Raw genomic sequence first — 22679 nt, 5'->3', positions numbered from 1 at the left:
GAAGCCGAACGCATTGCTCATTACGACGCTTCTGCTGGTCCTCGTCGTGGTTGCGATCGTCGTTGCCTGGATAATGTTCGGCGACCGGCCCGGCCCGATGAACCCTAGCTCCGAATTGGAGCGACTCACAGCCGCGGCACCAAACGTGATTCGATAAAAACTCTCAGGTTGTCCCGCAAAGGGTTCCCCATCCGGGCACGTAGTGGGGCCGCTCGGTTTCTCATCAACGTCGCAACACCTGACTGAAAAGGGTGCTGTTTATGGGACGCTCGGCGCGTCGTTTGCGGAAAATGGGACCACCGGGCCTGCTTGATAAGCGGCCCGGATATGTTCAACTCATGAAAGACGGGCATTCGAACTCCGCGGCATGCAGGATCCTCGGGATCAGCCGTAACACAGGGAGCGGTTGGCTGAACGGCCGCAATGGAGTGCCCGGGTTGCGCCAGCAGGGTCTGGATCCGCGCCGGCGGCTTCCAGTCCCTGTCGTCAGTGGGTCCAGCCGTTATCTGTCCGAAGATGAGCGGGTATTCATCGCAGACCGTTTGTTGGCACGATCAAGCCTTCGATCCATCGCTCGGGAACTCGGGCGCTCCCCATCGACGATCAGCCGTGAGCTGGCCCGCAATCGGCCGGACACGAGACGTTATCACCCGTTTCGGGCTCAGAAGATGGCCCAGGGCAGACGCCCGAGAGTCCGGCTCTCCAAGTTGGCCGGCGACAGCGAGCTGCGGGCGTTCGTCGTGGGACGCCTGGCCCAGCGCTGGAGTCCGCAACAGGTCTGCCAAGCCTTGACGAAACGGTTTCCCGGGGAGTCCCACCGGCATCTGGCCCACGAAACGATCTATCGTGCGCTCTACAATCTGAACATCCAGCCCGTCCCGTCGGGCTCCGCCCGGCTGTTGCGTTCGGGAAAGTTCACCAGGCGGCCACGGTCGCGTACCAAGGTCAAGCCGCCCAACTACATGAGCGATGCCCTCAAGATCGGCGAGCGGCCGGCCCATATTGCCACTCGGGAAGAAGGGGGCCATTGGGAAGGGGACCTCATCATGGGAAAAGCGAACAAATCCGCGATTGTCACCCTGGTGGAGCGGTCTTCACGCTTCCTGATCGCCTTCGCACTTCGCGCCGGAAACCGGTCTGAAGTCATGCGTGATTACCTCATAGAAGCTCTCGGGATCTTGCCGGCGACGCTGCGGAGGTCCCTGACGTGGGACCGGGGTTCGGAGATGGCCAAGCACGCAGAGGTGACCGCAGTGCTTGGAACGCTCGTGTACTTCTGTGATCCGGCCAGCCCCTGGCAGAGGGCTTCGAATGAGAACACCAATGGCTTGCTCCGCCAATACTTCCGTAAGGGGACGGACCTCAGCGCGGTAGAACAAGCTGAAGTCCTCTTCGCTGCTGATGAGATCAACGGCCGGCCGCGGGCCGTCCTCGGGTGGGACAGTGCAACGGCTCGGTTTGTTTCCCTCCAGTCGCTGGCTGCGCTTCAGGTCACGGCGGTTTCCGCAGTCACCGACGGCACGGTTCCGCTGCCCACAGCTGGGGACAATTCTCATGGGTTTTCCACCGCTACTACTGCCGGGGAGCTGCCCCAAATGGCTCCCAACTTCAGCCGTGGATAACCCGAATTGACGCCCAGATGTGTACAGCTAGGGTGTTGGGCTGGGAGTGAGAATGTCAATGAACCCTGTCAGTGCTAGGAAATAGAGAAGGGGCTTCTTCCATGATCGAACCAAATCTTGCTGATATAGCATCAAAACTCTCAACGTATGAATCGATGGCACTTGAATGGGTGGCGGCACAGTCAAACGCAAAGACGGCAAACAAGGTCTTTTTCGAACTGCACCGACTCGCTCTGGTGTTACGGGAATCCGAAGCGGGACGTGCAGGTCTTGTAGCCCTTCTGGGGGACCCCGTCCGGGGCGTTCGTATGAAGTCAGCAGGAGAATGCTTGGCTTTCGCCCCTCGCCCCGCTGAAGAAGCTCTGGAAGCCTTGATCAACGCCGAGGGTGACTATTCTTTCACCGCCAAGATGACACTTCGCGAATACAGGGCTGGCCGGATGAAGTTCGACTGGTAGAACGAGGTCTCGCCAGGAAGAGACCTGCTCGGCGCCATCAAGGCATTGGTCCCGTGTAATAGGTAAGAGAATCTTCAGCTGGTGGTTCGATCCCAAGCCGTTGTTGGGCTTCAGTCAAGCCCATCGATTCATGAGCCGGCAGGACCGGGTGAGTTACCAAGGCGGACGGCCCGGGATAGAAGTCTGGATTGAACGGGTCAAGGCCAAGCTCCCGGGCGTAGTGGTCCAGCATGTCCAGTGTGAACTTGTCCGTCATTTTCCGGCGCCCGTATGCCTCTGTGTCTTCGAAAGGCTGGACCGTTCCGTTCGCGTCGAAACGCCATTTTGATCCATCCTGGGTCAGCGAAATGGTCCGTACATAGTTCATGAAGTCCGTTTTCAAAGGCCCGAAGAGTTCTAGCTGGAGCGCTCCGTAGCGTCCGGGGCTTTCGTTAGCCGCGCGGGCCGGAGGTATCGAACAAATCACCACCCCGTGAACCAGCATTTCCTGGGCCAGATGTCCCACAGCTGACAAAGGGTCCCCGCCGTCCACGCCGCAGTCAAAAACTGCCGTCCATGCCGGGTTTCGGGTGGCCACTAGAAGCTCTCGCGGCCTCACGCCCACCGTAAGTGGTTCGAGCGTTCCAACGTTCCGGACCAGACCGCCATCGAGACTTCGGACGGTGGCAGAACCGTAAATCCGCGCCCTCCAGGCCTTCAGGGCATGGACAGCATCCTGTACAGGTACCCGGATAAAACCGATGACCGAGGTTATGGGAGCAAACGCGTCATCGCAAAGAGTCATGCCACACCTCCATCAACGGGACTTCAACAGCTCGAAGCTACCAGTCCTCCTGCCCGCTTTGCGGAATGCGCTATGGCGAGTAAGCGATCGATAGTGCAGCCAATGCGGGTGCCATTTGCCACCCGCAAAGGAAGAGGAACCGGACGATTCACACTTCGTCCAACCAGACGTGACAGCGACCGTTGAAGCAGCATTCGACTGAACCCGTCGTTCGCTTGGCGCACACCGGCAGCGTCTTCGATGGCTAACCAACGATTCTGATACCTTCAAAATCGAACCTGTTGCGACGATGGTTGGAAACCGCCCTGTGCCGATAAGTTTGGGTGTGTTTCATGCACACGACGTCGGTAATGCTAAGGAATCGTGACGGCGGGATGGTGGAAAGGCAGGCCGGCGTCCGGCCGTGGGCTTTGGGGGTTATCCTCATGACCATGGGCACTGAGGCAGTGATCATCCGCGAGGCGACTGCTGAGGACTTGGGCGTACTCAGGGCTGCAGGCTTGGAAGCGATGAACTGGACTGGGGAGGCTCGGTTCACCTTGGAGCAGTTCATGAGCATGCCCGAGCTTTCGCATTATCTTGAAGGATGGCCCCGGCCCGGAGATTTCGGTGTTGTAGCCGAGGCTGCGGAAGGGACGCCTGTGGGCGCGGCCTGGTGTCGCATCTTCGCTGTCGACGACGCAGGCTACGGTTTCGTGGCCCCGGACATCCCGGAGCTGACTATCGGTGTGTTGGCCGACCGCCGCGGCACGGGAGTCGGCACGGCGCTCATGGAAAGTCTGATCGGACAAGGATCATCCCGTGGCTTGCGGGCTATCAGTCTCAGTGTTGAGGACGGGAACAGGGCACGGTTGCTGTATGAGCGTTTAGGGTTCCGCGAGGTTGGCCGCAACGGCGGTTCAGATACCCTTCTCCTCGAGCTCCAGACGTCGCCCATCCTGGCAGTTGAATGACGAGCTCTCGTCTATATGGCGGGCAAAGGATCCCCCCGGGCGACGACCGTCGTACCGGCTGCGCAATCACATGGATCGGTTCTCGAACTAACACCCGGGCTTGTCCGCCAGAGATTCCAAGGAACTCAGAGAGGGGCGTGGTCGAACCTGGGGCCCTTGCCGCCATGCCGATGGAGTGCCCGCTAGGGGATCCCTCTTCGGGGCTACCGGGCGACAAAATAATCGCCGAACGGAACGGATTCCGTCGCGATCTGTCTCGGGGTCTATTAGAGTGACCGCCATGACTGAGATCGTCGCCCCTTGCTTTGCTGCCGCCGCCGCGACAACCCGTCAGCCTGGCGTGATGAGAGGATGTGCCCGGCTGGTCATCCACGGTGGAGGCTGTTTCGGACAGACGCATGCCTCCTCCACGGGGCCGAGGTCTTGATGGGGCAGAGCAGGGCACTTCCTGGCGAGACAATCCATGAAGGCATGCACGGACCGAATGGTGAGCCGGTGTTCCGTATACATACTTTTCCTGTGCGCCCGGGTCAGCGGCTTCGGGTTGTGTTCGAGGAAGTCAATGCTCCGTGGCGGCAGGGAATGTTTATCGCGACCGAAGGCAGTTTGACCCTCGCTGATGTGACGTCCCGAGCGCTGGTCCTGTGGCAGGACAGCGCTCCTCCGGAAGTCGACATTGATGTTGTTGAAAGCAACGGCACAATCACGCTTTACAACGTCTGGGACTCCGGGAGGAAATACGGACGTTTTGAGTCGCTGAAAGCCACATCGGGAATGCTTGTCGAACGTATTGAACCTCATGGCTGGCGCTATCGATGCAATGACATCGGCTTCAACCCAGATTTCAAGAAGCTAGTGGTGCGAGTGGAAGTTGTGGACGAGGCACCTTTCGAAGCCAGCTCCTGACAATCAAGGCAGCAGGCGACTCACGGCCATCCGCCGGCAGAGTGGCCCCCTACCGTGGGTTGGGCGCCACTACCTTGGAAGGCGCGATAGCCCTGACAAAGTGGCCGACCAAACGCGACGCAAGCAGGTGGCCGAAAGGTGACATCGACCTTCGGGGCACGCCCTGGTGACGGATCTGTCCTATAGGGGTTCGACTAACGGGCACCAACAATGCGGTGATCGACAGGCTTGCAGGCGCTGCTGTCGCATTTCCTCCGCGATCCGTGACAAGCCTGATTGGTCTGGAGCCAGCCCAAGTACCGTTGTGCCATGACGATCATCTTTGACGTGCGTCGGGCTGAGCCCGCGGACGCGCCAAACATGGCGAGAGTTCACGTGGACGCCTGGCGCGAAACCTACCGGGGATTGATGCGCGACGCTGTTCTGGACGATCCCGCGCTCCTGAGTCGGCGCGAGACGTTCTGGGCCGCGGCCCTGACCGATCCAAGGTACGACCAGAACACCGTCGCTGTCGCTTCGTATGGAGGCACGCTGATCGGCATTGCAATGTCGGGCCCCTCCCTTGACGACGCGGACCAGCCGCACCAGTTGTACGTCCTCTACGCATATGCCGCGTTCCACGGTTCGGGGGTGGGTACGGCGCTGCTCAACGCAGTCATCGACCGGACCACGCCTGCTGCGCTATGGGTGGCAGACCCTAACCCGCGCGCCCAAGCCTTCTACCGAAAGAATGGCTATGTCAACGACGGGGCGGTGAAGACCGAAGGCGACGTGCGGGAGGTTCGAATGGTCCGCACGATCTAAGCAGCAAACGCCCGCCAAAGGATCGGCTTAAGGGCAGTGCGACGATAGGTGCATGACTCAAAGCCTCGAACCAGCGCTTGTCCCCGAGCTGTTGGTCGTTGACCTAGATCGCAGCCTTGCATTCTGGCGCGATGTTTGTGGATTTGAGGTGCTTTACTCGCGACCTGAGGAACGCTTTGCGTACATCACTCTCGGCGGTGCTCACCTCATGCTGGAGCAAATCGGCGTCGGCCGGAACTGGATTACTGGCCCCTTGGTGGCTCCACTTGGCCGCGGCATCAACTTTCAGATCAACGTCCCCAACACAGCGCTGCTCTCTACAGCGCTAGCGAGTGCCGAGATCGATCTCCTGATGCAGCCCGAGACGAAGTGGTACCGCGTCGGCAACGAAGAGGCCGGGGTGGAGCAGTTCCTCGTTAGCGATCCGGACGGCTATCTCATACGTTTCCAATCAACTCGCGGCCGCCGCCCCGCTCCACATTGCTAGATCCCCCGGCATGCAGTCAGTCGCAGAGTATGACGGTGGGATGAGTCGTCCACCAGACGTCCCGCAGAGGGTTCGTTGATGAAACCCAAGTTCGGGCTCATCACCGGCTGAACCGGCTCAGCCGAATACAGAAGCGCTCGGCACGACGTTCTCGACTCTGAGTTCGTCAAACGGCTCCAGCCACGGTTCCAGGCCGAGCGCGGCCCGCAACGCCCGTTCGAGCCGCACGGGCGCAACGATCTTTCGATTCGGCAATGACGCTGCCTCTGCCGCAGTCGCTGCCCGCCTGCGCTCTCCCGAGAAATCGACAACCTCGATGTTTGTGGCTAAGTCCACCGCCTCCTTGTAGGCCGGCAGCGGGATGGCTGGATTGACGGGCGCTTGAGCCACCACAGTCCAGTGGCCAGCGTAAAGCTTGGCGTCCATTGACAAGGCGAGAAACAGCACCGGCGCCGAGAGACCCTCAACGGCTCGCTCGGCCACCTCGTCCAGAGGCAGCACAAAGTCGAAGATCGCGAAGAAGTATGCGTCTTTGCCGTAGGTCGCAACCACCTGTCCGACCCCGGCCCGGCCGTCCCCCGTCGGTATGACAAAGACGTCCCCAAGCGTTGGCTTGCTCACCACAGGTCTCCTCCAGTGCCCCAATATCGGGAGTTGCTCTGTTCACTAGTCTTCATTGATCCAGTTTCTTCGAGGTTGTCGACATCTCCGGTCCGGAGGACGACACTGTCGCCGATGCGAATCACTCCAGTACGGATGGTGTGGGCCTGCAATCCGAGAGTCGTATCGTGGTGCGTGCCGAGCAGTTTAAGGGTTTTCGGTTCGGCGGCGACTCCGCGTTGAGGCTGGTCGACCATCACGCAGCGGGGCATACCTTGGCCAAGTTGTACGCGGACCTCGTCTCCGATGACCAGTTGGGCGCCGATCCAATGATCTTCCATAAAGTCCGGCTCGGTCCCGGTGTCGATGATGAGGTTGGCTCGGAATCGACGCTCGTCCACCGGCAGTCCTGTCAGGCCGGCCAGCGCTGCTAGCGAGGACGTTGTCACCAGGTGCAGTGGTGTCTCATCGTGGTGCTGGATTGTTGTTTCGTGGCGTAAGTTCAGCTGCTGTCCGAAGACCTCGGACAGCGATTGCGAGGCCGCGGCATCATCGGCGCGATACTGGACGCCGTCCGGGCTTACCAGTATTGGGATGTCGTGTTCGTCGTCTACTCGGGAGGACCATTGCATCAGCCCAGGGACGGGACGAAAACGCCGGGTACGTTTGCCGCTGGCGATGCCTTCGTCTTCGGTGTAGATGGCCCACTTGCGATCGTGCTGCAGCCCGCCGGCCGTCACGTGGGCAGTGCGCAGCGCCTGACCGGCGGTCGACTTGACGGGATAGCGGTACAACGCTCGGACCGTCCCGATTAGTATTCCCTCGTGTGTCATTCTGGCATCCTTCCACGCGCATGCTGGGTGGTCATGCCAGATGCTCACAGTCTGCAAACGGTTTTGATCGGCCAGGCAATGACTAGTGGGTTCCTTCACCGAGCGGAATTCGGGGTTCGGCACTGTCAGTTGCGCAGTCCGAAAGGCGACGCCAAAAACCGCTCCGGTTATGTGGCCCGGGGACTTTCCGCTAAGGCTGGATACCAGAGGGCGGTAGTACGACCCATTCCGGCTCGGGTACGGGATTGCTTGACTCGGGCCAATCGCCGGACGTGACAAACAGGAAAATGCGCATGGTCTCCTGGTAGAGCCATGGCTGGGGCTGGCCCAGGAGCGCCATACGACCTTCGAAATGGACGAACGGCCATACGTCGACGTCCCACAGTGCGGGCTCCGCGTCCGAGCCCACAGGACTGTCGTATGTGACCTGCATCCAAGGGTTGCCCCAGTCCTCCGAGTGCTCCTCGCCGCCTGGCCATGCCCGCAATCTTTCCGGCGACAAACCGGTCGGGAGGGCGGTGACATCGACCTTGGTTCGGTGTTTGTCGATGATGTCCAAGCCGTGGATAAGGGTCAGTAAGTGCGTTTTCGGATTGGCTGAATGCCAGGGTTGAACCTGCTTCAGGCGCTCGAGAATTCTTTCCGGTATCGATCCCAGATGCTTTGTCTTGTCCCTCCACTCGCCGGGTTTCTCGGCGATGGGGAAATAGATCTGCGCGGGTTTCTCCGGTGCTTGGCCGGTCACATGGCAAAGTTCGAAGGCGAGCCTGTCGAGCGAGGAACGCAAACTGTGCACTCCGTCACCAAAACTGTTGCTCCAGCGGGACAGCGGAATTCGAGGCTCCCGCGGTTGGAAGATCTCTAATTCTCGGGGGTTCGATGCGTTGCGTTTTGTCGGTGCGAGCAGGGTATTTTGCTTGTTCCATTCGTCGATTTCGCGCTCGAGGGACTGGAAAAGATCGGCTGCGTGCCTGAGCCTCTCGAATCCTGCGCTCTCGTACTCGACCCTCGTTACTGCATGCACGTGCCCACTCTAGTAGGCATCAATCGTATGTCTGGCGTCCCCTGTGCGGCCACGTGCCCTGGGAAGCCGCCCATTCGAGGATCCTTTACTGGGAGCTTCGAACCCAGCTGGCCAGTTGGGTACTAAGCTTCACGGCAAGCCAGCCTCAGGCGCTCAAGCTTTAAGCTGGTACTGACCAGGTATTACAGGGGGTTGAGGTCTTGGGCAGCGTGAAAGCAGTAGATTCTCATTACGAGAAACACTTCGGTGCAGAGCCAGAGTATTGGAAGTTCGACAACAGGCCGGGCACGATCGGCGTACTCGAGTGGCCAAGAGGGACATCCCGTCATCGAGTTCACCTGTACGCGACGCTTGGGCTTCACGCTCTGGTGCAAGCTCCCTTGAATCACGGGCACGGGTTTGAACTGTATACGCGTATCTCGGCTGGCAGTGAAACATTCAGGGCTGCTTTCGGCGTGATGGCCAATGACCTAATCTCGGACGGCATCTTCTTAGAGCATGGCCATCTGGTGACTCCAAGCAACGGCTATATCGTTGAGGGCCTACCCTTCAGGTCGTGGCTCATGCTGGAACGATTTGACGGCTTCATGCCGCCGCTGCAACTCGATAACGGGCACCACGTAGTCTTCCTGGGTGCCACACCGGTCTTCGCCGAAGAAGCCCAGCGCGTGAAAGAACACGACCTTGAAGGTCTGTTTGATGTCTGGGATGAGGACCCACCCAGACTTTCTGACCTAAACCGGAGCCTTCCGGGCCCATTAAGTGCATAGCGCAGTGGGTGTCTGACCTGCCATGCATGCTGAGGCGGGCAGCGATAAAGGAACGGGATTGCCACCGTAAGCGGATCCACCATAGGCACGCAGGGATTGCCAGCTTAGATTAGCCGTGAAAGATGGTGAGCATGACACATGACCCGTGGGAGTGCACTGAATTGTCGGAAGCTCCTCAGGATTGGATACTTGCCACCGAGAACGGCTGGGGCGCCCTGGTCCTCTGGGCTGCGGGTCCTGACAACTTTGCGAGGGTACGGCCAGCCGCGCGTGACCGTTTCGGTTCGTTTGTCCGTCGACTACCCGGGGGCGGAGAGCAACGACAGCCATTCAAGCTGACTGAAGCCGACATGACATCCATCGACGACGACATTGATGTCTACCTGGCCGAGGCGGACATCCCGCCGAGACCCCGCGGGTTCGATTGGTACATCCGTCGCCCATTTAATTACGACTTGGACGACGAGGCGTTCTGGGGTGTCGTTTGGGCAGCCACGACCGAGAGACTCCCTGACGATGGACTGCGTCCGTCGACGATGGCAGGTCGCGCGAAAGAAGCCATGGCTAGCTTTTACACCGATTGAGCGCCTCTCAGCCATCCCGATCGAGGCATTCGTCCCGTTTAGGGTTCCCCTATAGGAACTCCCCAGCCGCCCGTCAGGGTTGGTGTATGGCGCGCGAGAACGCTGGCGATAGGGTTTACCGCATCGGTAGCCGTACTAACTCGGGGGAAATGATGCAGGAAGCTCAACTGAAGCCGATGCTGAGGGCAACGACTGAGTCGGGCGAATCATGGAACGATCCTTCCGAGGATGCGCTGTTCATGTTCCTAGAGGATGTCGAGCGCGGTGAAGAGAAGTTCTTGATCGTCGAACGCTTGGCCGACTCGACAGGACAAACGTATATTCAGTCTGCCCGCAACGATGATGGTAGCTACGTCGTCGAGTATCGCGACGGGGGCGCGGATCAGCACTTCAGCACGAGCGTGGCGGACGTGCGGGCCGCGCACGCTTTGATCACATCGTGGGCCTTCGCGGAGCCGCACTGGCGTGATTCCTTCGAGTGGAGCCGTATTAGTTTCGACAGCTGAGGGCGCAAAAGGAACAGCGGGTGCCCGCTTCGCAGTCTCGCGGCTTTTGCCGACGTTCGCATTGCCGCGTGAAGATCGGCCCCTTTTGGCTCCTAAAAGGCAATCGCCGGGAAAAGTTCCCCGCACAGGGTTCCCCCAACGGATCACTCTCCGGGTGGACGCGGCAATCCTGGACAGGCAGACGTTCAATGGCAGCATTATCGAAGCCGGCACAGACACCTTCCGTCTCGCCCACACCAACAGCAGAAGACCTAACGCGCTACCTGGGAAGTCCTGCGTCGCTAAGCGCCGTTGCCCGCCCGCAGATCCAGCGTGAATCCTGGGTGGTCGGGGAAGTCCCCGATGCGATCGGCCTTGAAGCCTAGGGCTTCATAGAAGGCGATCCCGGAGGTACTTGCCTGCCAGTCCAAGATCATCGGGTGGCGACGAGCCCGCGCCCAGCTAAAGATGAAGGCCATGAGGGCCTTACCAGTGCCCGCTCGGCGTGCGTCAGAATCCACGAAGAGATCGTGCACTCGACCTGTGGTGAAGTCCGTGCGCAGGCTCGGCCCGAAGTCTTGGGCCAAGGCATATCCATACAGCCGGCCCCCTGATTGAGCCACAGCCACACACCACGAGCCATCCGCCAAGAGCTGGGCGTAACGGCTGTTGAAAACGTCCGGTGGGACGTCGGCCTCGGTACTGGGTGTGAACGCAATCGAGAGCCGACGTACCTCTGCCGCGTCTTCAAGGCCCGCTGAACGCACTTTCATATCCTCGACCACCATGCACTCGTCCCTCCCGGGAACCCCACACTGAGTTCCGCTCAACTGAAAGTCGGGGTTGCACCCTTGCGGGCGGCTGTTTGCGCTACCAGGGCGCAAACAAATCCCTGCCGCAGGCTAACAGGTGCATCCTCGAGCGGGTCACTTCGCACCTGCGGCAGGCCACCATCCCAATGAGACCGCATCGGATACCGCGTTAGTCGTCCCAAGCGAAACTAGAAAGTTCCCAATCGCCATTGACGCTCTCACGGTTAGCCTCTGTTCCTGGGGGCATCGTCGCCAGCTCATCCAGCGAAGGATCATGGTTAGTCACATGCCGGATATGCGTAACCACCAAAGCTTCTTGATCGTTCGGATCCCCCACGCCGTCAGCGATAGCCCACCCGCCCTCTGGATCGTGAAGGACCTGAAGCGCCGGCATAACTCGGTCAAGAACCGAACGCATGACCACTGCGCCCAAATCGGCAGGAAACTCATTATTTGGGAAGGGCCAAGGCAAGTACTGAAACATCTCATGACTCATCGCCTTATCATCACATCCAGCTCAGACCTGTGCCCGTAAGCCAGTCCGCTAGTGGATCCCTCTACGGGACTCTATCGATACCACTCGGCGTGCAGGCGCAGCGATTCAGGACTGACTCCGGGTTCGCATTTGAGAGTAGTGCCTGGCTGAAACCAAGAGTGGGCTTCGCCAGCATGTCCATGAACTCTAGTGGCATGTGTTTCCGCCATTTCCCTGTTTGCGACGATCGTGGCTCGGACTGACTTCTTTCGGCGGGGTGAAGCGTGCCATATATAGATAGCTGGCGACCCCTCCTACCTCTGCACACCGTTGCCTGCGACCGAACTGCCCATCCGAAGTTGGTGAAAGGGTGGCGTGGGCCCGCGGATAGCTGTGGCTACGGTTACTGTCCGGGTTTTCCACATCAGCTTGGGACAACCGGTCAAGCCCGCTCGGGCCAGATCACTTGCTTTGGCCTGCATCGGCGTGCCCGCTCCAGAAACCTGCGCTGTGGTGATCCGCGGGGTGTTTCTCTGACCCGCTGGCGCGGTCGCGAAGGGACGCCATTCGCCGGCGCTGCGTGGCCACGATGAGCAGGGCGATGACGAGAACTGCCGCTCCGGCCGTTCCCGCAATTCCGGCCGGAGAGCTCCACGGGGTTGTCGCCGCGTCGCCGGGTCGGTTCGGGTCGGATACCGGTGCCGAGGCTGGGGCGGGCGCCGAAGCCGCAACTGCAGCGGCGGTTGCGTAGCGGGCCACGGAACCGTTTCCCAAGCCGCTGCCCGGGGTCGTCACGATGATGGTCCCGTCCGGAGCTACCGCGAGGCGACCGGGGTTGCTCCCTGTCGGGATGGAGGGACCGGTCGCTGTGGCCCCGGGCGGTATTACGGACAGGGCGGGACGTAGGGCGCTGGCCACGTAAAGGGTCCCGTCCGGCCCGACGGCGGCCTCCGTGGGTCCGCCCGGGACATAGATGCGGTAGGCCACGGTGTCAGCGCCTGGTTTGATGACGGCGACGTGATTGGAACTGATGTTCGTGACATAGATCGTCCCGTCCGGGCCGGCGGCGATCCCGTGGGGGTTCTCTGTCCTCCCGGGCGTGGAGCTGACCTGGATGGTCCGCGAGACGGTGTTCGCCCCGGCCGGGATCACCGAGACCGTCCCGCCGTACTGGTTCGTCACGAACGCGGTGCCGTCCTTCGTGACCGCCACTTCCACCGGGCCGGCCCCGACCGTGACAATGCGGTCCACCGCCGATCCATTGGGTGCGATGACCGACACGGTGCCCTCGGCAGGGTTCGGAACGAAGACGGTCCCATCAGGTCCGGCGGCAATCAGATGGTTCCCATCCGACACCGGAATGCTCCGTACGACACCCGCCGCCCCGGCCGGGATGACACCCACCACTGCCTCACCCAAGGCACTGTCCTGCTGTGCCACGTACAACGTGCCGTCCGGGGCCAATGCGATCCCGGCAACATTGCTTCCCGTACTGAGCGTGCGCGAAGGCCGGGACGCTCCCGGCGGTATCACCCGAATCCCGCCCGCGCCGTAATCGCCCACGTACGCCGTGCCATCAGCACCAACCACTACCCCGAGGGGTGTCCCGCCGACGTCGATAATCTCCGCAGGAGCCGCCACGGCCGGTGCCGCCCCCAGGAAAAGGACCGCCGTCACCGCCGCGGCAGTCCTCAGACTTTGATGCTTCACGCTTTTCTACCCCCAATAGATGTGGCACCACACAGCGCCACAATGTCATTGCATGGAGCTTAGTCCAGCCACCGGCGACTTTCGGCCCTACGGAATCCGGACAGCATGTCCGTCGGTGTGCGGAAACAGCGCCCGCTCAGGGATCCCTAAATGGAAAGGCAACCCGCAATTTCAGGCTGCGATTTAACCGCGATGACTTGATGACAGTTGACAGTCTCGTCAGGAAGATTTAGCCGACGGCCGAGCCGCTACGTCGGATGTACGCGTCCGATGCCGGCATCCACATCAGCACCGCGCCGGCAAGGGTCAGGACCAGACCGGCAACAACCAGAGGTGTTGGTACGGCACTGAAGGCGCCACCAAGGGACAAGATGGCCACGGCGGAAAGAACGAACCTAGCCCAGCCCTCGCCTCGAAGAAGCCTGAATGCTGCCCAGCACTGCAGAGCCATCAGTAGGAGCACCAGACCCAACCCGACCGCGAACAGGATAGGGTCTGGCGGCCGCACGACCATCACGATGGTCGGTATGATTCCGGATACGAGGGCACTGGCCAGCCAGAAGTAAGTTGATGCTCGAAGGATCGCAGGCGCATTGCCTTCCGTCCTATGTTCGACAGGATGGTCCATCTTGAAGTCCCCGATCTTCAATGCAAGTTGCGCCAACTGATGGGCGCGAAAGCCTGAGATTACAGGACCACTGCAACCGATGCCATCCAATGCGATCAATTCCCAAGCAGGTTTGCCGTGCGCCTTTCAGCTAAACACGACTCACGAACACTATGCGTCCCGATAATGGAGCCCAGCGGATCGTGCCGCAAAGGGTTCCCCGTACGGAACGGTAAAACCGCCATTTCAAGCTGCGAGTTAACCGCCATTCCGGGCTAACAGTCACATCCCAGGCCGCCTCGGAGCTGGCCGGCAGGCCACGCACAATAGGCGAGCGGGAAGGAAGGTAGTAGTCACATGCGGTCCTTCAGCTAGGGGGAGACGTACACTCCGGTTATGACAATTCGGGGGACCAGGAAACCTACTATCTGGCTGGTCGTCGCCCTGTGTTTCATTGCAGTCGCCGTAGCCGCCGCAGCAGTGGTCGCTGGAGTTGCTGAATCCAGCAAGAAGACCCCGGTGGTGGCATCCTTGCCGATCAAGCAGCCGCCAGCCCTGACAGTCCGGCCAACGCGGTCACCGGCCACCCCGCAGCAGACCCGGCAGGCGGCCCCCTCACCTGCCCCCACGCAATCGTTCCAGGAGGCACCGGCCACTGCGGCCCCCGAAGCCATCCAAACACTGCAGGCCCCGGCCCCCTCGAAGCAGCCGGCGCGCCCAGCACAACAGCAGACGCAGACGAGGTGCCCGACCGGAGTGGTCACCTCGGGCCTCACAAATGTCACGGTGACCAATGAGCGATACACCACAGTCGCTGGTCTCCTAACGCAGGTCGACGTCATCGGCCAAGGCATCATCAGGAACGGAACAACCGCGCCGGTTTACGTCTATAGCTCGCCACCCTCCGTTGAGGGCCTCGATGTCAATGGCCGGCTGACGACCTATCTTGATACCGATTTGGACTGGAAACCCGCCCCCGGGGAGCCCCGGCCATACCAGGTCACGCTCCAGCCCGGGCAGGAATTGACCTACTCCGTGTCCAGCGTCGGGGTGTCGACGCGGACGCTTCAACAAACGACCGCCTGGCATATGGAACCCGAGGACGCCGTCGACCGCTACTCCGACTTCGACACTTACAACGGTTGCTTTGAAGTCCCGGTCACGGCGCCGCCGGGTGGAACGAGCATCATGAACTCTTACAAACCCTGGGGCCAGTAGCAGCCGGGGACCCGGAACCTCCCTCAGAAGGGTCCCGCTGCGGGTTCGACCAACGGGACGCAGAACCGCCACTTAATGCTGCGATATACCGTCATCCTCAACCAACAGTCACCGGCTAACGGGCATGGGATCACGGAAGATTCACGAGGTGGAGCCCATCATCTCCGGCCCCGAGCTAACCGGCGGGAATAAGGTCGATCCGGAGTTCTTCTGGTGAGAAATCGCTGACAGCGACATCGGACGCGACCGTGACGATCAGCTCGTTCCACCCTTCGTGAGCGGGATGAACTACTTCACCGTCGGCGTCCCCAACTGAAATTCTGCCACTAGCTATCTTTAACCGTCCTCGGAACACCTCGCGCCTATCGGCCGAGGGCGGCTCCGGCCGGGTCAGAAGGCGAACGAGCACTTGAGCCTCGGCCCAGTCGAATTCTCCCTCGAACGAGTCAAAGTCCTGTGCATGACGGATCAGCGCGACAATGCCGTGTTCGTTCGACGAAATAGCCTTCCCGGGGTCCACATCCGGAATCTGGCTTCCAGACTCGGCATCGGCGATGATGACGATTCCCCAATGAAACGGCCGTCGGATGCACGTGGTCGCGAGTGGCTGCATAGCCAGCATGCTACCCCGGTCTCGCGGTACTCAGTTCAAGGTATGCCGCGCCGCGATTGGTGTCCAAACGGCAGTCCCGGGGTGACGTGCCCGGGAAAGGATCCCCTATAGGACAGATCCGTCACCAGGGCGCGCCCCGAAGGTCGATGTCACCTTTCGGCCACCTGTTTGCGTCGCGTTTGGTCGGCCACTTTGTCAGGGCTATCGCGCCTTCCAAGGTAGTGGCGCCCAACCCACGGTAGGGGGCCACTCTGCCGGCGGATGGCCGTGAGTCGCCTGCTGCCTTGATTGTCAGGAGCTGGCTTCGAAAGGTGCCTCGTCCACAACTTCCACTCGCACCACTAGCTTCTTGAAATCTGGGTTGAAGCCGATGTCATTGCATCGATAGCGCCAGCCATGAGGTTCAATACGTTCGACAAGCATTCCCGATGTGGCTTTCAGCGACTCAAAACGTCCGTATTTCCTCCCGGAGTCCCAGACGTTGTAAAGCGTGATTGTGCCGTTGCATTCAACAACATCAATGTCGACTTCCGGAGGAGCGCTGTCCTGCCACAGGACCAGCGCTCGGGACGTCACATCAGCGAGGGTCAAACTGCCTTCGGTCGCGATAAACATTCCCTGCCGCCACGGAGCATTGACTTCCTCGAACACAACCCGAAGCCGCTGACCCGGGCGCACAGGAAAAGTATGTATACGGAACACCGGCTCACCATTCGGTCCGTGCATGCCTTCATGGATTGTCTCGCCAGGAAGTGCCCTGCTCTGCCCCATCAAGACCTCGGCCCCGTGGAGGAGGCATGCGTCTGTCCGAAACAGCCTCCACCGTGGATGACCAGCCGGGCACATCCTCTCATCACGCCAGGCTGACGGGTTGTCGCGGCGGCGGCAGCAAAGCAAGGGGCGACGATCTCAGTCATGGCGGTCACTCTAATAGACCCCGAGACAGATCGCGACGGAATCCGTTCCGTCTGCCCGCAACGATGATGGTAGCTACGTCGTCGAGTATCGCGACGGGAGCGCGGATCAGCACTTCAGCACGAGCGTGGCGGACGTGCGGGCCGCGCACGCTTTGATCACATCGTGGGCCTTCGCGGAGCCGCACTGGCGTGATTCCTTCGAGTGGAGCCGTATTAGTTTCGACAGCTAAGGGCGCGAAAGGAACAGCGGGTGCCCGCGTCGCAGTCTCGCGGCTTTTGCCGACGTTCGCATTGCCGCGTGAAGATCTCTTTGGCTCCTAAAAGGCAATCGCCAGGAAAAGTTTCCCGCACAGGGTTCCTTGACCGGGCGCGCGGCACCATGACGTCCCTTCGAGGGTATCCGCCTAGCGACGCTCTCGGGATAAGTCCAACTAGTTGCCGACAACGGCGTATTCGCCGTTCAATTTCTCGGCCAATCGTTCGATGCTGGAGCTTGACGGCTGGCCACTCGCGATTTGGCTGAGGTCAACAACCATCCAATTGCTTCCTCGAACGAGAGGGATTTTGCCCTGGCTTGAGTCAGCCCACGTTTGATAGCTCTTCTCAAGAGCGTCCTGATTCGGGTAGAGGTCTATCTGAACATCTTCCGAGCAGAGTCTCTGAGAAGAAGTGAGACGAACGCCATCGCCCATAGGCACAACCGGATCGCCAACGGGTTTTGAATCGCAGCCCAGGACGTCATCGACGGCAGCGTAGGCCTCATCAATGGAGCCAAAAGATTTCAGGTCTTCGCGTTTTGGCTGCTGCCCTGCGCATCCCGTGAGCGGGACCGCCACAAGATAAGACGCGACAACGATTTCCAGCAAACGACTGCACTTCATCACTTCTACCCCCAAGGTTATTGATGGCACTATTCCATACTGAGCCCACGCCGGAAAGCGATCCCTGAGCGGGCATCCGGCCGATCACTAGCCCGGCAATCGGTAGGTTCGGTCACCAGTTTGTGGGCGGGCGACCTACTGCTTTCCGACCTCAATGGGATTAGTCTGAGGCAGGAGACTCGTTGGGACATCGGAGTGCCTCATGGATGACAGTAGTGCAGCCTTCACAGTCGCATTTCCCGAGGCGAGGAAAACGAGAACGGCCAGCACTCTGGCCGCGGTTTTTTTCTTGATGTTCTGGATCCTGTGGGGTGTCGACCTATTCGGGGCACCAAGTGTTCCGGACCTGCCTTGGTTCACTATTGCGCTAATACCGTTCGCACTGTTCTTAGGTTTTTCCATCTATGGATGGCGGAAGCAGCGAGAGCTTGCACCCCTTATCAATCACCGATTCGCAGAAGAGTTTGCCGCGCATACCCAGGAGGAATACCCACAAGACGTGGACGTCTTGAAAGTGCGACGGTCGATAGCCGTCAAGAGACGGGACGGGTCTGTATGTCTTTGGGGCGTGAAGCGAAATATGGATGCCTTCAAAGTGTTTCCCATGAGCTGAACCCGGGCCAATGCATCGTAAGAGCTTTCAGATTGACCAGGACGAGGGGTGGCCCGTATACGTCCCGCTAACCGGTGGGCAACGCCGCCCCATTCGCCCTTTCGGGGAACCCTAAACGGGACGAATTTCTCGATAGGGATGGCTGAGAGACGCTCAATCGCTGTAAAAGCTAGCCATGGCCTCTTTCGCGCGACCTGCCATCGTCGACGGACGCAGTCCATCGTCAGGAAGTCTTTCGGTCGTGGCTGCCCAAACGACACCCCAGAACGCCTCGTCGTCCAAGTCGTAATTAAATGGGCGACGGATGTACCAATCGAATCCGCGGGGTCTCGGCGGGATGTCCGCCTCGGCCAGGTAAACATCAATGTCGTCGTCGATGGATGACATGTCGGCTTCAGTCAGCATGAATGGTTGTCTTTGCTCTCCGCCCCCTGGTAGTCGACGGACAAACGAACCGAAACGGTCACGCGCTGCTGGCCGTACCCTCGCAAAATTGCCTGGGCCGGCAGCCCAGAGGACTAGGGCGCCCCAGCCGTTCTGGGTGGCAAGTATCCAATCCTGAGGAGCTTCCGACAATTCAGTGCACTCCCACGGGTCATGTGTCATGCTCACCATCTTTCACGGCTAATCGAAGCTGGCAATCCCTGCGTCCCGATAGAGGATCCCTTTACGGGACGTTTTCGGAAGGTTAGAGGCCGAGGGCGAACCCGCCGGCGAACAGGGCCGCGGCAATGCCCACGAGAGCCAGCAAGATTAGGCAAGCGAACGCCGTTCAAAGGATCGCATTTCGGTACTTCCTCAGACGACCGTTCTGCACCCACACGATGAAAACGAACGGAATGATCATCAGGCCGCCATATAGGAGCGTTGGCACGAGCCTCGCCCCAGGCCTAGGGCAGGGATAGGCAAGAGCGCAGAACATCGGAATGCTCTGGATTCTCCAGAGCAGGAACCAGGTCGACAAAAGGACGATAAGTGCCAGCAAGACCGTTCTACTCACACGGCGAGGGGTTGCAGTCGGATTCTGCGCTGGTTCCATGCATCCATGGAAACAGAACTTCTACGATCGAGACACCTTGGTGGCCATTAGCCCTTCCGCGCCGTAAGGGCAACCCTCAGAGGGACGGTCTTTGGGTGTCCAGGGAGGAGAGGATGAACATGCCGTCCGGCCCGTCAGGTGTCGCTGACGCACCAGGGGCCTTGTAGACGCTGACGCACCAGGGGTCGTTATTGAATGGACCTAGGTGCCAGTTCGAATACCGGCCCTGAAGCGTTAGACCCGATGCGTCTGCAACGTTGTCTTGATCGCGAGGACCGCCACGAGCCTCAGCCGAAGTCCCGGTAACTAGAAAACCGGCAGGGGCGAGGATTCTTGCAGCATTGCTAAAGGCCGCCTGCAACTCAATGGGAGTGAGGAAGGCTGGGACGTTTCCTGCCATCAGGATGCACTCGTAGCTAAGAGGCAGGCGCAGTTTCTCTAAAGAAGAATCGGAGAGATCTTCCGCCCTCAGTTGCCGGTACCAACTTGAATCGAATAGGTCCGCGGCGACCTGAAGTACAGGCTCCGATGGATCGATACCATAGGCTTCATGTCCGCGGTGTCTCAGCGCATTGACGGCGGAGCCAATTCCGCATCCAAGGTCGAGTACATGTGCTCGGCGTGGGACGAGCATGTCGACAAAACGAGCGTCAACTTCTAAGTCGACATCGGCGACGGCAAAACTCCGCATCTTTGATGCGTACTTCTCAGCGACACCCATCACGCTAGTCTGCCACCAACGAACATGAGGGGATGGCATAAGGGCCCGGAAGCCGATCGTCAACTGGACAGGGTAGGCCGGATTCTTGAGCGCATAGAGTTTGAGAGTGAATTTCCAGGCATTCAAGCGCTTCATCGACCTTGCGCCTGCTTTTGCCGCTGCGCAGCCTGTCATCCACGTTGAAGAACAGAACACCGACTACGAGTCTGGGGTCGCACGCATCGGGAAGGAGCAGTGGCGAATCCGCACCGCCCGGATCACACCGACGAAGCCCGGCGCCTTCGTTGCGGTCTGGAAGCGGGGCGAAGGCGGATCGACCAGGCCTTTCACGGCTGACGAGTCGATGTCTGGGCTGCTCGTCTTCGTAGAGGAACAGGAACGGTTCGGGGTCTTCAAATTCACCACGGCGCACCTGATCTCGCTCGGATACGTCAGCTCCGACCTGCATCCCGGCAAGCGCGGTTTCCGCGTCTATCCCGCATGGTGCACCGACCTGAATTCTCAAGCGTCACGCACTCAGCGCGCACAGGGGGCGGCGTTCTCGGAGGTCCCTCCGAGTAACGCGTCGCGGACCGTAACTGAAAACGATTTCAACAGCGCCCGTTAGACGGTCCCCCAACGGCTACCTACACCGCTGAACTGCATCATTGCGGGCTGGGGTCCATAAGCGTCTTCCTCATTAGGTCGGCGCGCTGGGCCCTTGATCTGTCCCTTAGACTTCCGGGAGGGACGTGGCTAAACAGGCCAGCCGTTGGGGAAGGGAACCGATCATGTCCAGCGAATTTGGCGGGCCCCCGCGTCACCCTTCTACTCCCGGAGACTGGAACAAAGTGGCGCCCGCATGGGTGCCGGCTGCATCGAATTTAAGGCGAGAACAGTCTCCTCGGGCCCGAACGGTGACCGCACAGTTCTGGAGTGCCTACGCTGCCCTGTTTGTCATCAGCGCGTTGATCCAGCAAAGCTTCGGAGCCGGCAACACCTACGATGGGGTTTCCACGTTCATTGCGGCCCCGATAGCGCTCCTACTCTCGCTGATGCTCTCGCTGATAATGCCCGCAGTCACCCTAGTCGCCGTATCGTTGCCCGGTCTTGTTATCCGGCTTAGTCCGAAGCTGCTCAGTTGGTGGATCTCTCACAGCGCTATTGCAGCAGCCGGGGTACTTCTGGGGCTAGCCCTGCTCGGCGTCGCCTATCTGGCTGGCTTCACAGAGTCAGGAGTGCTCGACGGTTCTCCATACTCGGTGCGTGTCCCTGACTGGCCCCTGCTCACAGCAGGCTGGATCGTCCTGGCATTCTTTGCCTCACACATATGGTTGCCCTTGAGATGGAGTCAGCCTGCAGAGAACTCCAACGCTTCGGACGGCCTTTGACAGGCACTTCACAGCCGCGGGGGCGAACTCCGGACGATAACCCTCTGCGGCACCGTCCACGTGGGGATCCCTTACCGGGACGGTCAGCAGGGACGGCCAGCGCCGGGCTGTATTTCTCTCATGGATGGAGGTCTGCATCCGTGCCGAAGTGTGGACAAATTTTTACTGGGTGTGTACCTATTGAAGGGTCGAGCACCAGACGGGCGTGCTTACCGGATCTGTCGGTGAATTCCAGCCCGGTCCCGCGTTTCAGGCACATCCACCATCCGCGCGCGAATTTTGGGAGCACGTTTGAAACTCTTGCTTACGTCAGGCGGCGTGACGAACCCGAGCATCCACTCAGCGCTCATGCAGCTTCTCAACAAGCCGATCGCCCAGTGCCACGCCCTGGTCGTCCCGACAGCGCAGTGGGGTCACCCCATGTGCGGACCGGCATCGGTGCGGGGCCTACTTGCCGCCGAGCACGACTCCCGTCATTTGTCGGGCCTGGGCTGGGCGTCGCTCGGCGTTCTCGAGCTCACCGCGCTGCCCACCATCGGCGCAGAGCGATGGGTCCCCTGGCTTCGGGAAGCCGACGTGCTCCTAGTCGACGGCGGCGACGCGACGTACCTGTCCCATTGGATGCGGGAGTCCGGGCTGGCCGAGCTGCTGCCGTCACTTCCCGACACGGTGTGGGTGGGAGTGAGTGCCGGAAGCATGGTGATGACGCCCCGGATCGGGGAATACTTCGTCGAGTGGCCGTCCGCTCCGGACGATCGCACCCTGGGGGTGGTGGACTTTTCGATCTTCCCGCACCTGGACGCTTTTCCGGGCAACACTCTGGCCCACGCAGAGCGGTGGGCCGCCGATATAGGCGTCCCTGCCTACGCCATCGACGAACAGACAGCTATCAAGGTCGCCGACGGCTCCGTCGAGGTGGTTTCCGAAGGACGATGGAAGAAGTTCGGGTGATAGGTGCCCAGCCTTTGGGACGTCGCATGGCTCTTGTGCACAGCAGGAACAGGGATTGTCCGCAGCGAAAACGGGCAGGTTGGGACTGCCCCCGAACTTGTTGACTCCCTCACCTAAGGCCGCAGCCCGGCAATGGATCGGCGATTGGCATGTCCGGTGCGAAAATTCATGGGCCCGGAGTAGTCGGCCGCGCCGATTGAAGGGCTGTTCTATGTGAGAAGGTTACGGCGTGAATCCTGACGACCTCAGCAAGTGGACCGACGCGTACCTGGTCGAGTTGGTGGCCATGGACTCGATCTCGTTGGCAAGCGACGCGCGTGCGAGACGATGGAACACGCATGTCGATCGGATGCAGCGTGCCCAGCTCGGACTGAGTCGGGCGGCGTCGGGTCCTTCGAAGCCAAGATGGTGCTGCGTGAATTCAACGCCGGCCGCCTCCGGA

General features: G+C 60.3%; 26 protein-coding genes. 13 read left to right on the top strand and 13 right to left on the bottom strand.

Translation table 11 applies throughout. The features are described from left to right. Positions 1–338 precede the first annotated feature (338 nt). Both AC06G6_RS07230 and AC06G6_RS07225 read left to right on the top strand, forming a co-directional pair. Positions 339–1622: an IS30 family transposase gene (locus tag AC06G6_RS07230; RefSeq protein WP_479827692.1), complete on the top strand. Its 1284-nt coding sequence runs from the start codon at positions 339–341 to the stop codon at positions 1620–1622. A 101-nt stretch (positions 1623–1723) separates the two neighbouring features. Next, positions 1724–2080: a DUF2019 domain-containing protein gene (locus tag AC06G6_RS07225; RefSeq protein ID WP_479827690.1), complete on the top strand. Its 357-nt coding sequence runs from the start codon at positions 1724–1726 to the stop codon at positions 2078–2080. Positions 2081–2117: 37 nt separating this feature from the next. Here the strand turns inward: AC06G6_RS07225 and AC06G6_RS07220 are convergent, their stop codons facing one another. Further along, positions 2118–2864 (bottom strand): hypothetical protein, encoded by a 747-nt coding sequence (locus AC06G6_RS07220; RefSeq protein ID WP_479827688.1) that lies wholly within the window; start codon positions 2862–2864, stop codon positions 2118–2120. A gap of 332 nt (positions 2865–3196) precedes the next feature. Between AC06G6_RS07220 and AC06G6_RS07215 the strand changes: the two genes are divergently transcribed. The 4 genes from AC06G6_RS07215 to AC06G6_RS07200 all read left to right on the top strand — a co-directional run bounded on the left by AC06G6_RS07215 (position 3197) and on the right by AC06G6_RS07200 (position 6014). After that, the gene (locus AC06G6_RS07215) at positions 3197–3817 is read left to right on the top strand and encodes an N-acetyltransferase family protein (protein ID WP_479827686.1); all 621 of its coding nucleotides are present in this window, start codon (positions 3197–3199) and stop codon (positions 3815–3817) included. A 546-nt stretch (positions 3818–4363) separates the two neighbouring features. Continuing rightward, positions 4364–4723, top strand: coding sequence for a hypothetical protein (locus tag AC06G6_RS07210; protein WP_479827684.1), 360 nt, complete (start codon positions 4364–4366; stop codon positions 4721–4723). A gap of 309 nt (positions 4724–5032) precedes the next feature. Then, positions 5033–5527, top strand: coding sequence for an N-acetyltransferase family protein (locus AC06G6_RS07205; protein WP_479827682.1), 495 nt, complete (start codon positions 5033–5035; stop codon positions 5525–5527). Positions 5528–5579: 52 nt separating this feature from the next. After that, on the top strand, positions 5580–6014 hold the full coding sequence (locus AC06G6_RS07200; protein ID WP_479827680.1) for a bleomycin resistance protein: 435 nt from the start codon (positions 5580–5582) through the stop codon (positions 6012–6014). Positions 6015–6131: 117 nt separating this feature from the next. Here AC06G6_RS07200 and AC06G6_RS07195 read toward each other — a convergent pair whose 3' ends face one another. From AC06G6_RS07195 to AC06G6_RS07185, 3 genes are all read right to left on the bottom strand, one after another. Further along, positions 6132–6635 (bottom strand): hypothetical protein, encoded by a 504-nt coding sequence (locus AC06G6_RS07195; protein ID WP_479827679.1) that lies wholly within the window; start codon positions 6633–6635, stop codon positions 6132–6134. Beyond that, on the bottom strand, positions 6632–7447 hold the full coding sequence (locus AC06G6_RS07190) for an MOSC domain-containing protein (protein ID WP_479827677.1): 816 nt from the start codon (positions 7445–7447) through the stop codon (positions 6632–6634). The genes AC06G6_RS07195 and AC06G6_RS07190 overlap by 4 nt, the downstream gene beginning before the upstream one ends. A gap of 190 nt (positions 7448–7637) precedes the next feature. Next, positions 7638–8471 carry a hypothetical protein gene (locus AC06G6_RS07185; protein WP_479827675.1) on the bottom strand — a complete coding sequence of 278 codons (834 nt, stop codon included), beginning with the start codon at positions 8469–8471 and terminating at the stop codon, positions 7638–7640. A gap of 209 nt (positions 8472–8680) precedes the next feature. On the opposite strand from AC06G6_RS07185, the gene AC06G6_RS07180 reads away from it, so the two are divergent. The 3 genes from AC06G6_RS07180 to AC06G6_RS07170 all read left to right on the top strand — a co-directional run bounded on the left by AC06G6_RS07180 (position 8681) and on the right by AC06G6_RS07170 (position 10331). Next, a complete protein-coding gene (locus AC06G6_RS07180) occupies positions 8681–9241 on the top strand; it encodes a suppressor of fused domain protein (RefSeq protein WP_479827672.1) in 561 nt (186 codons plus the stop codon). A 122-nt stretch (positions 9242–9363) separates the two neighbouring features. Next, positions 9364–9825, top strand: a complete 462-nt coding sequence (locus AC06G6_RS07175) for a DUF5956 family protein (protein ID WP_479827670.1) — start codon at positions 9364–9366, stop codon at positions 9823–9825. Positions 9826–9911: 86 nt separating this feature from the next. Continuing rightward, positions 9912–10331: a hypothetical protein gene (locus AC06G6_RS07170; protein ID WP_479827668.1), complete on the top strand. Its 420-nt coding sequence runs from the start codon at positions 9912–9914 to the stop codon at positions 10329–10331. A 281-nt stretch (positions 10332–10612) separates the two neighbouring features. Here AC06G6_RS07170 and AC06G6_RS07165 read toward each other — a convergent pair whose 3' ends face one another. From AC06G6_RS07165 to AC06G6_RS07150, 4 genes are all read right to left on the bottom strand, one after another. Further along, positions 10613–11098 (bottom strand): N-acetyltransferase family protein, encoded by a 486-nt coding sequence (locus AC06G6_RS07165; RefSeq protein ID WP_479827666.1) that lies wholly within the window; start codon positions 11096–11098, stop codon positions 10613–10615. A gap of 193 nt (positions 11099–11291) precedes the next feature. Then, positions 11292–11618, bottom strand: a complete 327-nt coding sequence (locus AC06G6_RS07160; RefSeq protein ID WP_479827664.1) for a hypothetical protein — start codon at positions 11616–11618, stop codon at positions 11292–11294. 441 nt (positions 11619–12059) lie between these two features. Next, on the bottom strand, positions 12060–13274 hold the full coding sequence (locus tag AC06G6_RS07155; RefSeq protein ID WP_479827661.1) for a virginiamycin B lyase family protein: 1215 nt from the start codon (positions 13272–13274) through the stop codon (positions 12060–12062). Between the two features lie 262 nt (positions 13275–13536). After that, positions 13537–14034, bottom strand: a complete 498-nt coding sequence (locus AC06G6_RS07150; RefSeq protein ID WP_479827657.1) for a hypothetical protein — start codon at positions 14032–14034, stop codon at positions 13537–13539. Positions 14035–14700: 666 nt separating this feature from the next. Here AC06G6_RS07150 and AC06G6_RS07145 point away from each other — a divergent pair. After that, complete coding sequence (locus AC06G6_RS07145; protein ID WP_479827655.1) at positions 14701–15132, top strand: hypothetical protein; 432 nt, start codon at positions 14701–14703, stop codon at positions 15130–15132. A gap of 175 nt (positions 15133–15307) precedes the next feature. Here AC06G6_RS07145 and AC06G6_RS07140 read toward each other — a convergent pair whose 3' ends face one another. The 5 genes from AC06G6_RS07140 to AC06G6_RS07120 form a co-directional block, all read right to left on the bottom strand. Then, complete coding sequence (locus tag AC06G6_RS07140) at positions 15308–15745, bottom strand: hypothetical protein (protein ID WP_479827653.1); 438 nt, start codon at positions 15743–15745, stop codon at positions 15308–15310. A 291-nt stretch (positions 15746–16036) separates the two neighbouring features. After that, complete coding sequence (locus AC06G6_RS07135; RefSeq protein ID WP_479827651.1) at positions 16037–16396, bottom strand: hypothetical protein; 360 nt, start codon at positions 16394–16396, stop codon at positions 16037–16039. Positions 16397–17093: 697 nt separating this feature from the next. After that, positions 17094–17573, bottom strand: a complete 480-nt coding sequence (locus tag AC06G6_RS07130) for a hypothetical protein (RefSeq protein ID WP_479827649.1) — start codon at positions 17571–17573, stop codon at positions 17094–17096. A 736-nt stretch (positions 17574–18309) separates the two neighbouring features. Next, positions 18310–18762 (bottom strand): DUF5956 family protein, encoded by a 453-nt coding sequence (locus AC06G6_RS07125; protein ID WP_479827646.1) that lies wholly within the window; start codon positions 18760–18762, stop codon positions 18310–18312. A 509-nt stretch (positions 18763–19271) separates the two neighbouring features. Beyond that, positions 19272–19916, bottom strand: coding sequence for a methyltransferase domain-containing protein (locus tag AC06G6_RS07120; protein WP_479827644.1), 645 nt, complete (start codon positions 19914–19916; stop codon positions 19272–19274). Between the two features lie 106 nt (positions 19917–20022). Between AC06G6_RS07120 and AC06G6_RS07115 the strand changes: the two genes are divergently transcribed. From AC06G6_RS07115 to AC06G6_RS07105, 3 genes are all read left to right on the top strand, one after another. Beyond that, on the top strand, positions 20023–20523 hold the full coding sequence (locus tag AC06G6_RS07115) for a MepB family protein (RefSeq protein WP_479827642.1): 501 nt from the start codon (positions 20023–20025) through the stop codon (positions 20521–20523). A gap of 289 nt (positions 20524–20812) precedes the next feature. After that, entirely contained in the window at positions 20813–21286 is a 474-nt protein-coding gene (locus AC06G6_RS07110; RefSeq protein ID WP_479827640.1) for a hypothetical protein, read from the top strand. A 291-nt stretch (positions 21287–21577) separates the two neighbouring features. Beyond that, a complete protein-coding gene (locus AC06G6_RS07105; RefSeq protein ID WP_479827639.1) occupies positions 21578–22237 on the top strand; it encodes a Type 1 glutamine amidotransferase-like domain-containing protein in 660 nt (219 codons plus the stop codon). The last annotated feature ends 442 nt before the right edge of the window (positions 22238–22679 follow it).

Source organism: Arthrobacter sp. CJL-S3, assembly GCF_056711635.1.
Note: the sequence above shows the minus strand (reverse complement) of the source record. Positions and strands in the feature narration are given on the sequence as shown.

What these genes read in the sequence shown, in the direction of transcription:
- AC06G6_RS07170 (WP_479827668.1), top strand. Translation starts at nt 9,912, where the DNA reads ATGGCGCGCGAGAACGCTGGCGATAGGGTTTACCGCATCGGTAGCCGT.
- AC06G6_RS07120 (WP_479827644.1), bottom strand. Translation starts at nt 19,916, where the DNA reads ATGGGTGTCGCTGAGAAGTACGCATCAAAGATGCGGAGTTTTGCCGTC.
- AC06G6_RS07220 (WP_479827688.1), bottom strand. Translation starts at nt 2,864, where the DNA reads ATGACTCTTTGCGATGACGCGTTTGCTCCCATAACCTCGGTCATCGGT.
- AC06G6_RS07160 (WP_479827664.1), bottom strand. Translation starts at nt 11,618, where the DNA reads ATGAGTCATGAGATGTTTCAGTACTTGCCTTGGCCCTTCCCAAATAAT.
- AC06G6_RS07205 (WP_479827682.1), top strand. Translation starts at nt 5,033, where the DNA reads ATGACGATCATCTTTGACGTGCGTCGGGCTGAGCCCGCGGACGCGCCA.
- AC06G6_RS07140 (WP_479827653.1), bottom strand. Translation starts at nt 15,745, where the DNA reads ATGCAGCCACTCGCGACCACGTGCATCCGACGGCCGTTTCATTGGGGA.
- AC06G6_RS07225 (WP_479827690.1), top strand. Translation starts at nt 1,724, where the DNA reads ATGATCGAACCAAATCTTGCTGATATAGCATCAAAACTCTCAACGTAT.
- AC06G6_RS07125 (WP_479827646.1), bottom strand. Translation starts at nt 18,762, where the DNA reads ATGACACATGACCCGTGGGAGTGCACTGAATTGTCGGAAGCTCCTCAG.
- AC06G6_RS07165 (WP_479827666.1), bottom strand. Translation starts at nt 11,098, where the DNA reads ATGGTGGTCGAGGATATGAAAGTGCGTTCAGCGGGCCTTGAAGACGCG.
- AC06G6_RS07175 (WP_479827670.1), top strand. Translation starts at nt 9,364, where the DNA reads ATGGTGAGCATGACACATGACCCGTGGGAGTGCACTGAATTGTCGGAA.
- AC06G6_RS07190 (WP_479827677.1), bottom strand. Translation starts at nt 7,447, where the DNA reads ATGACACACGAGGGAATACTAATCGGGACGGTCCGAGCGTTGTACCGC.
- AC06G6_RS07230 (WP_479827692.1), top strand. Translation starts at nt 339, where the DNA reads ATGAAAGACGGGCATTCGAACTCCGCGGCATGCAGGATCCTCGGGATC.
- AC06G6_RS07200 (WP_479827680.1), top strand. Translation starts at nt 5,580, where the DNA reads ATGACTCAAAGCCTCGAACCAGCGCTTGTCCCCGAGCTGTTGGTCGTT.
- AC06G6_RS07215 (WP_479827686.1), top strand. Translation starts at nt 3,197, where the DNA reads ATGCACACGACGTCGGTAATGCTAAGGAATCGTGACGGCGGGATGGTG.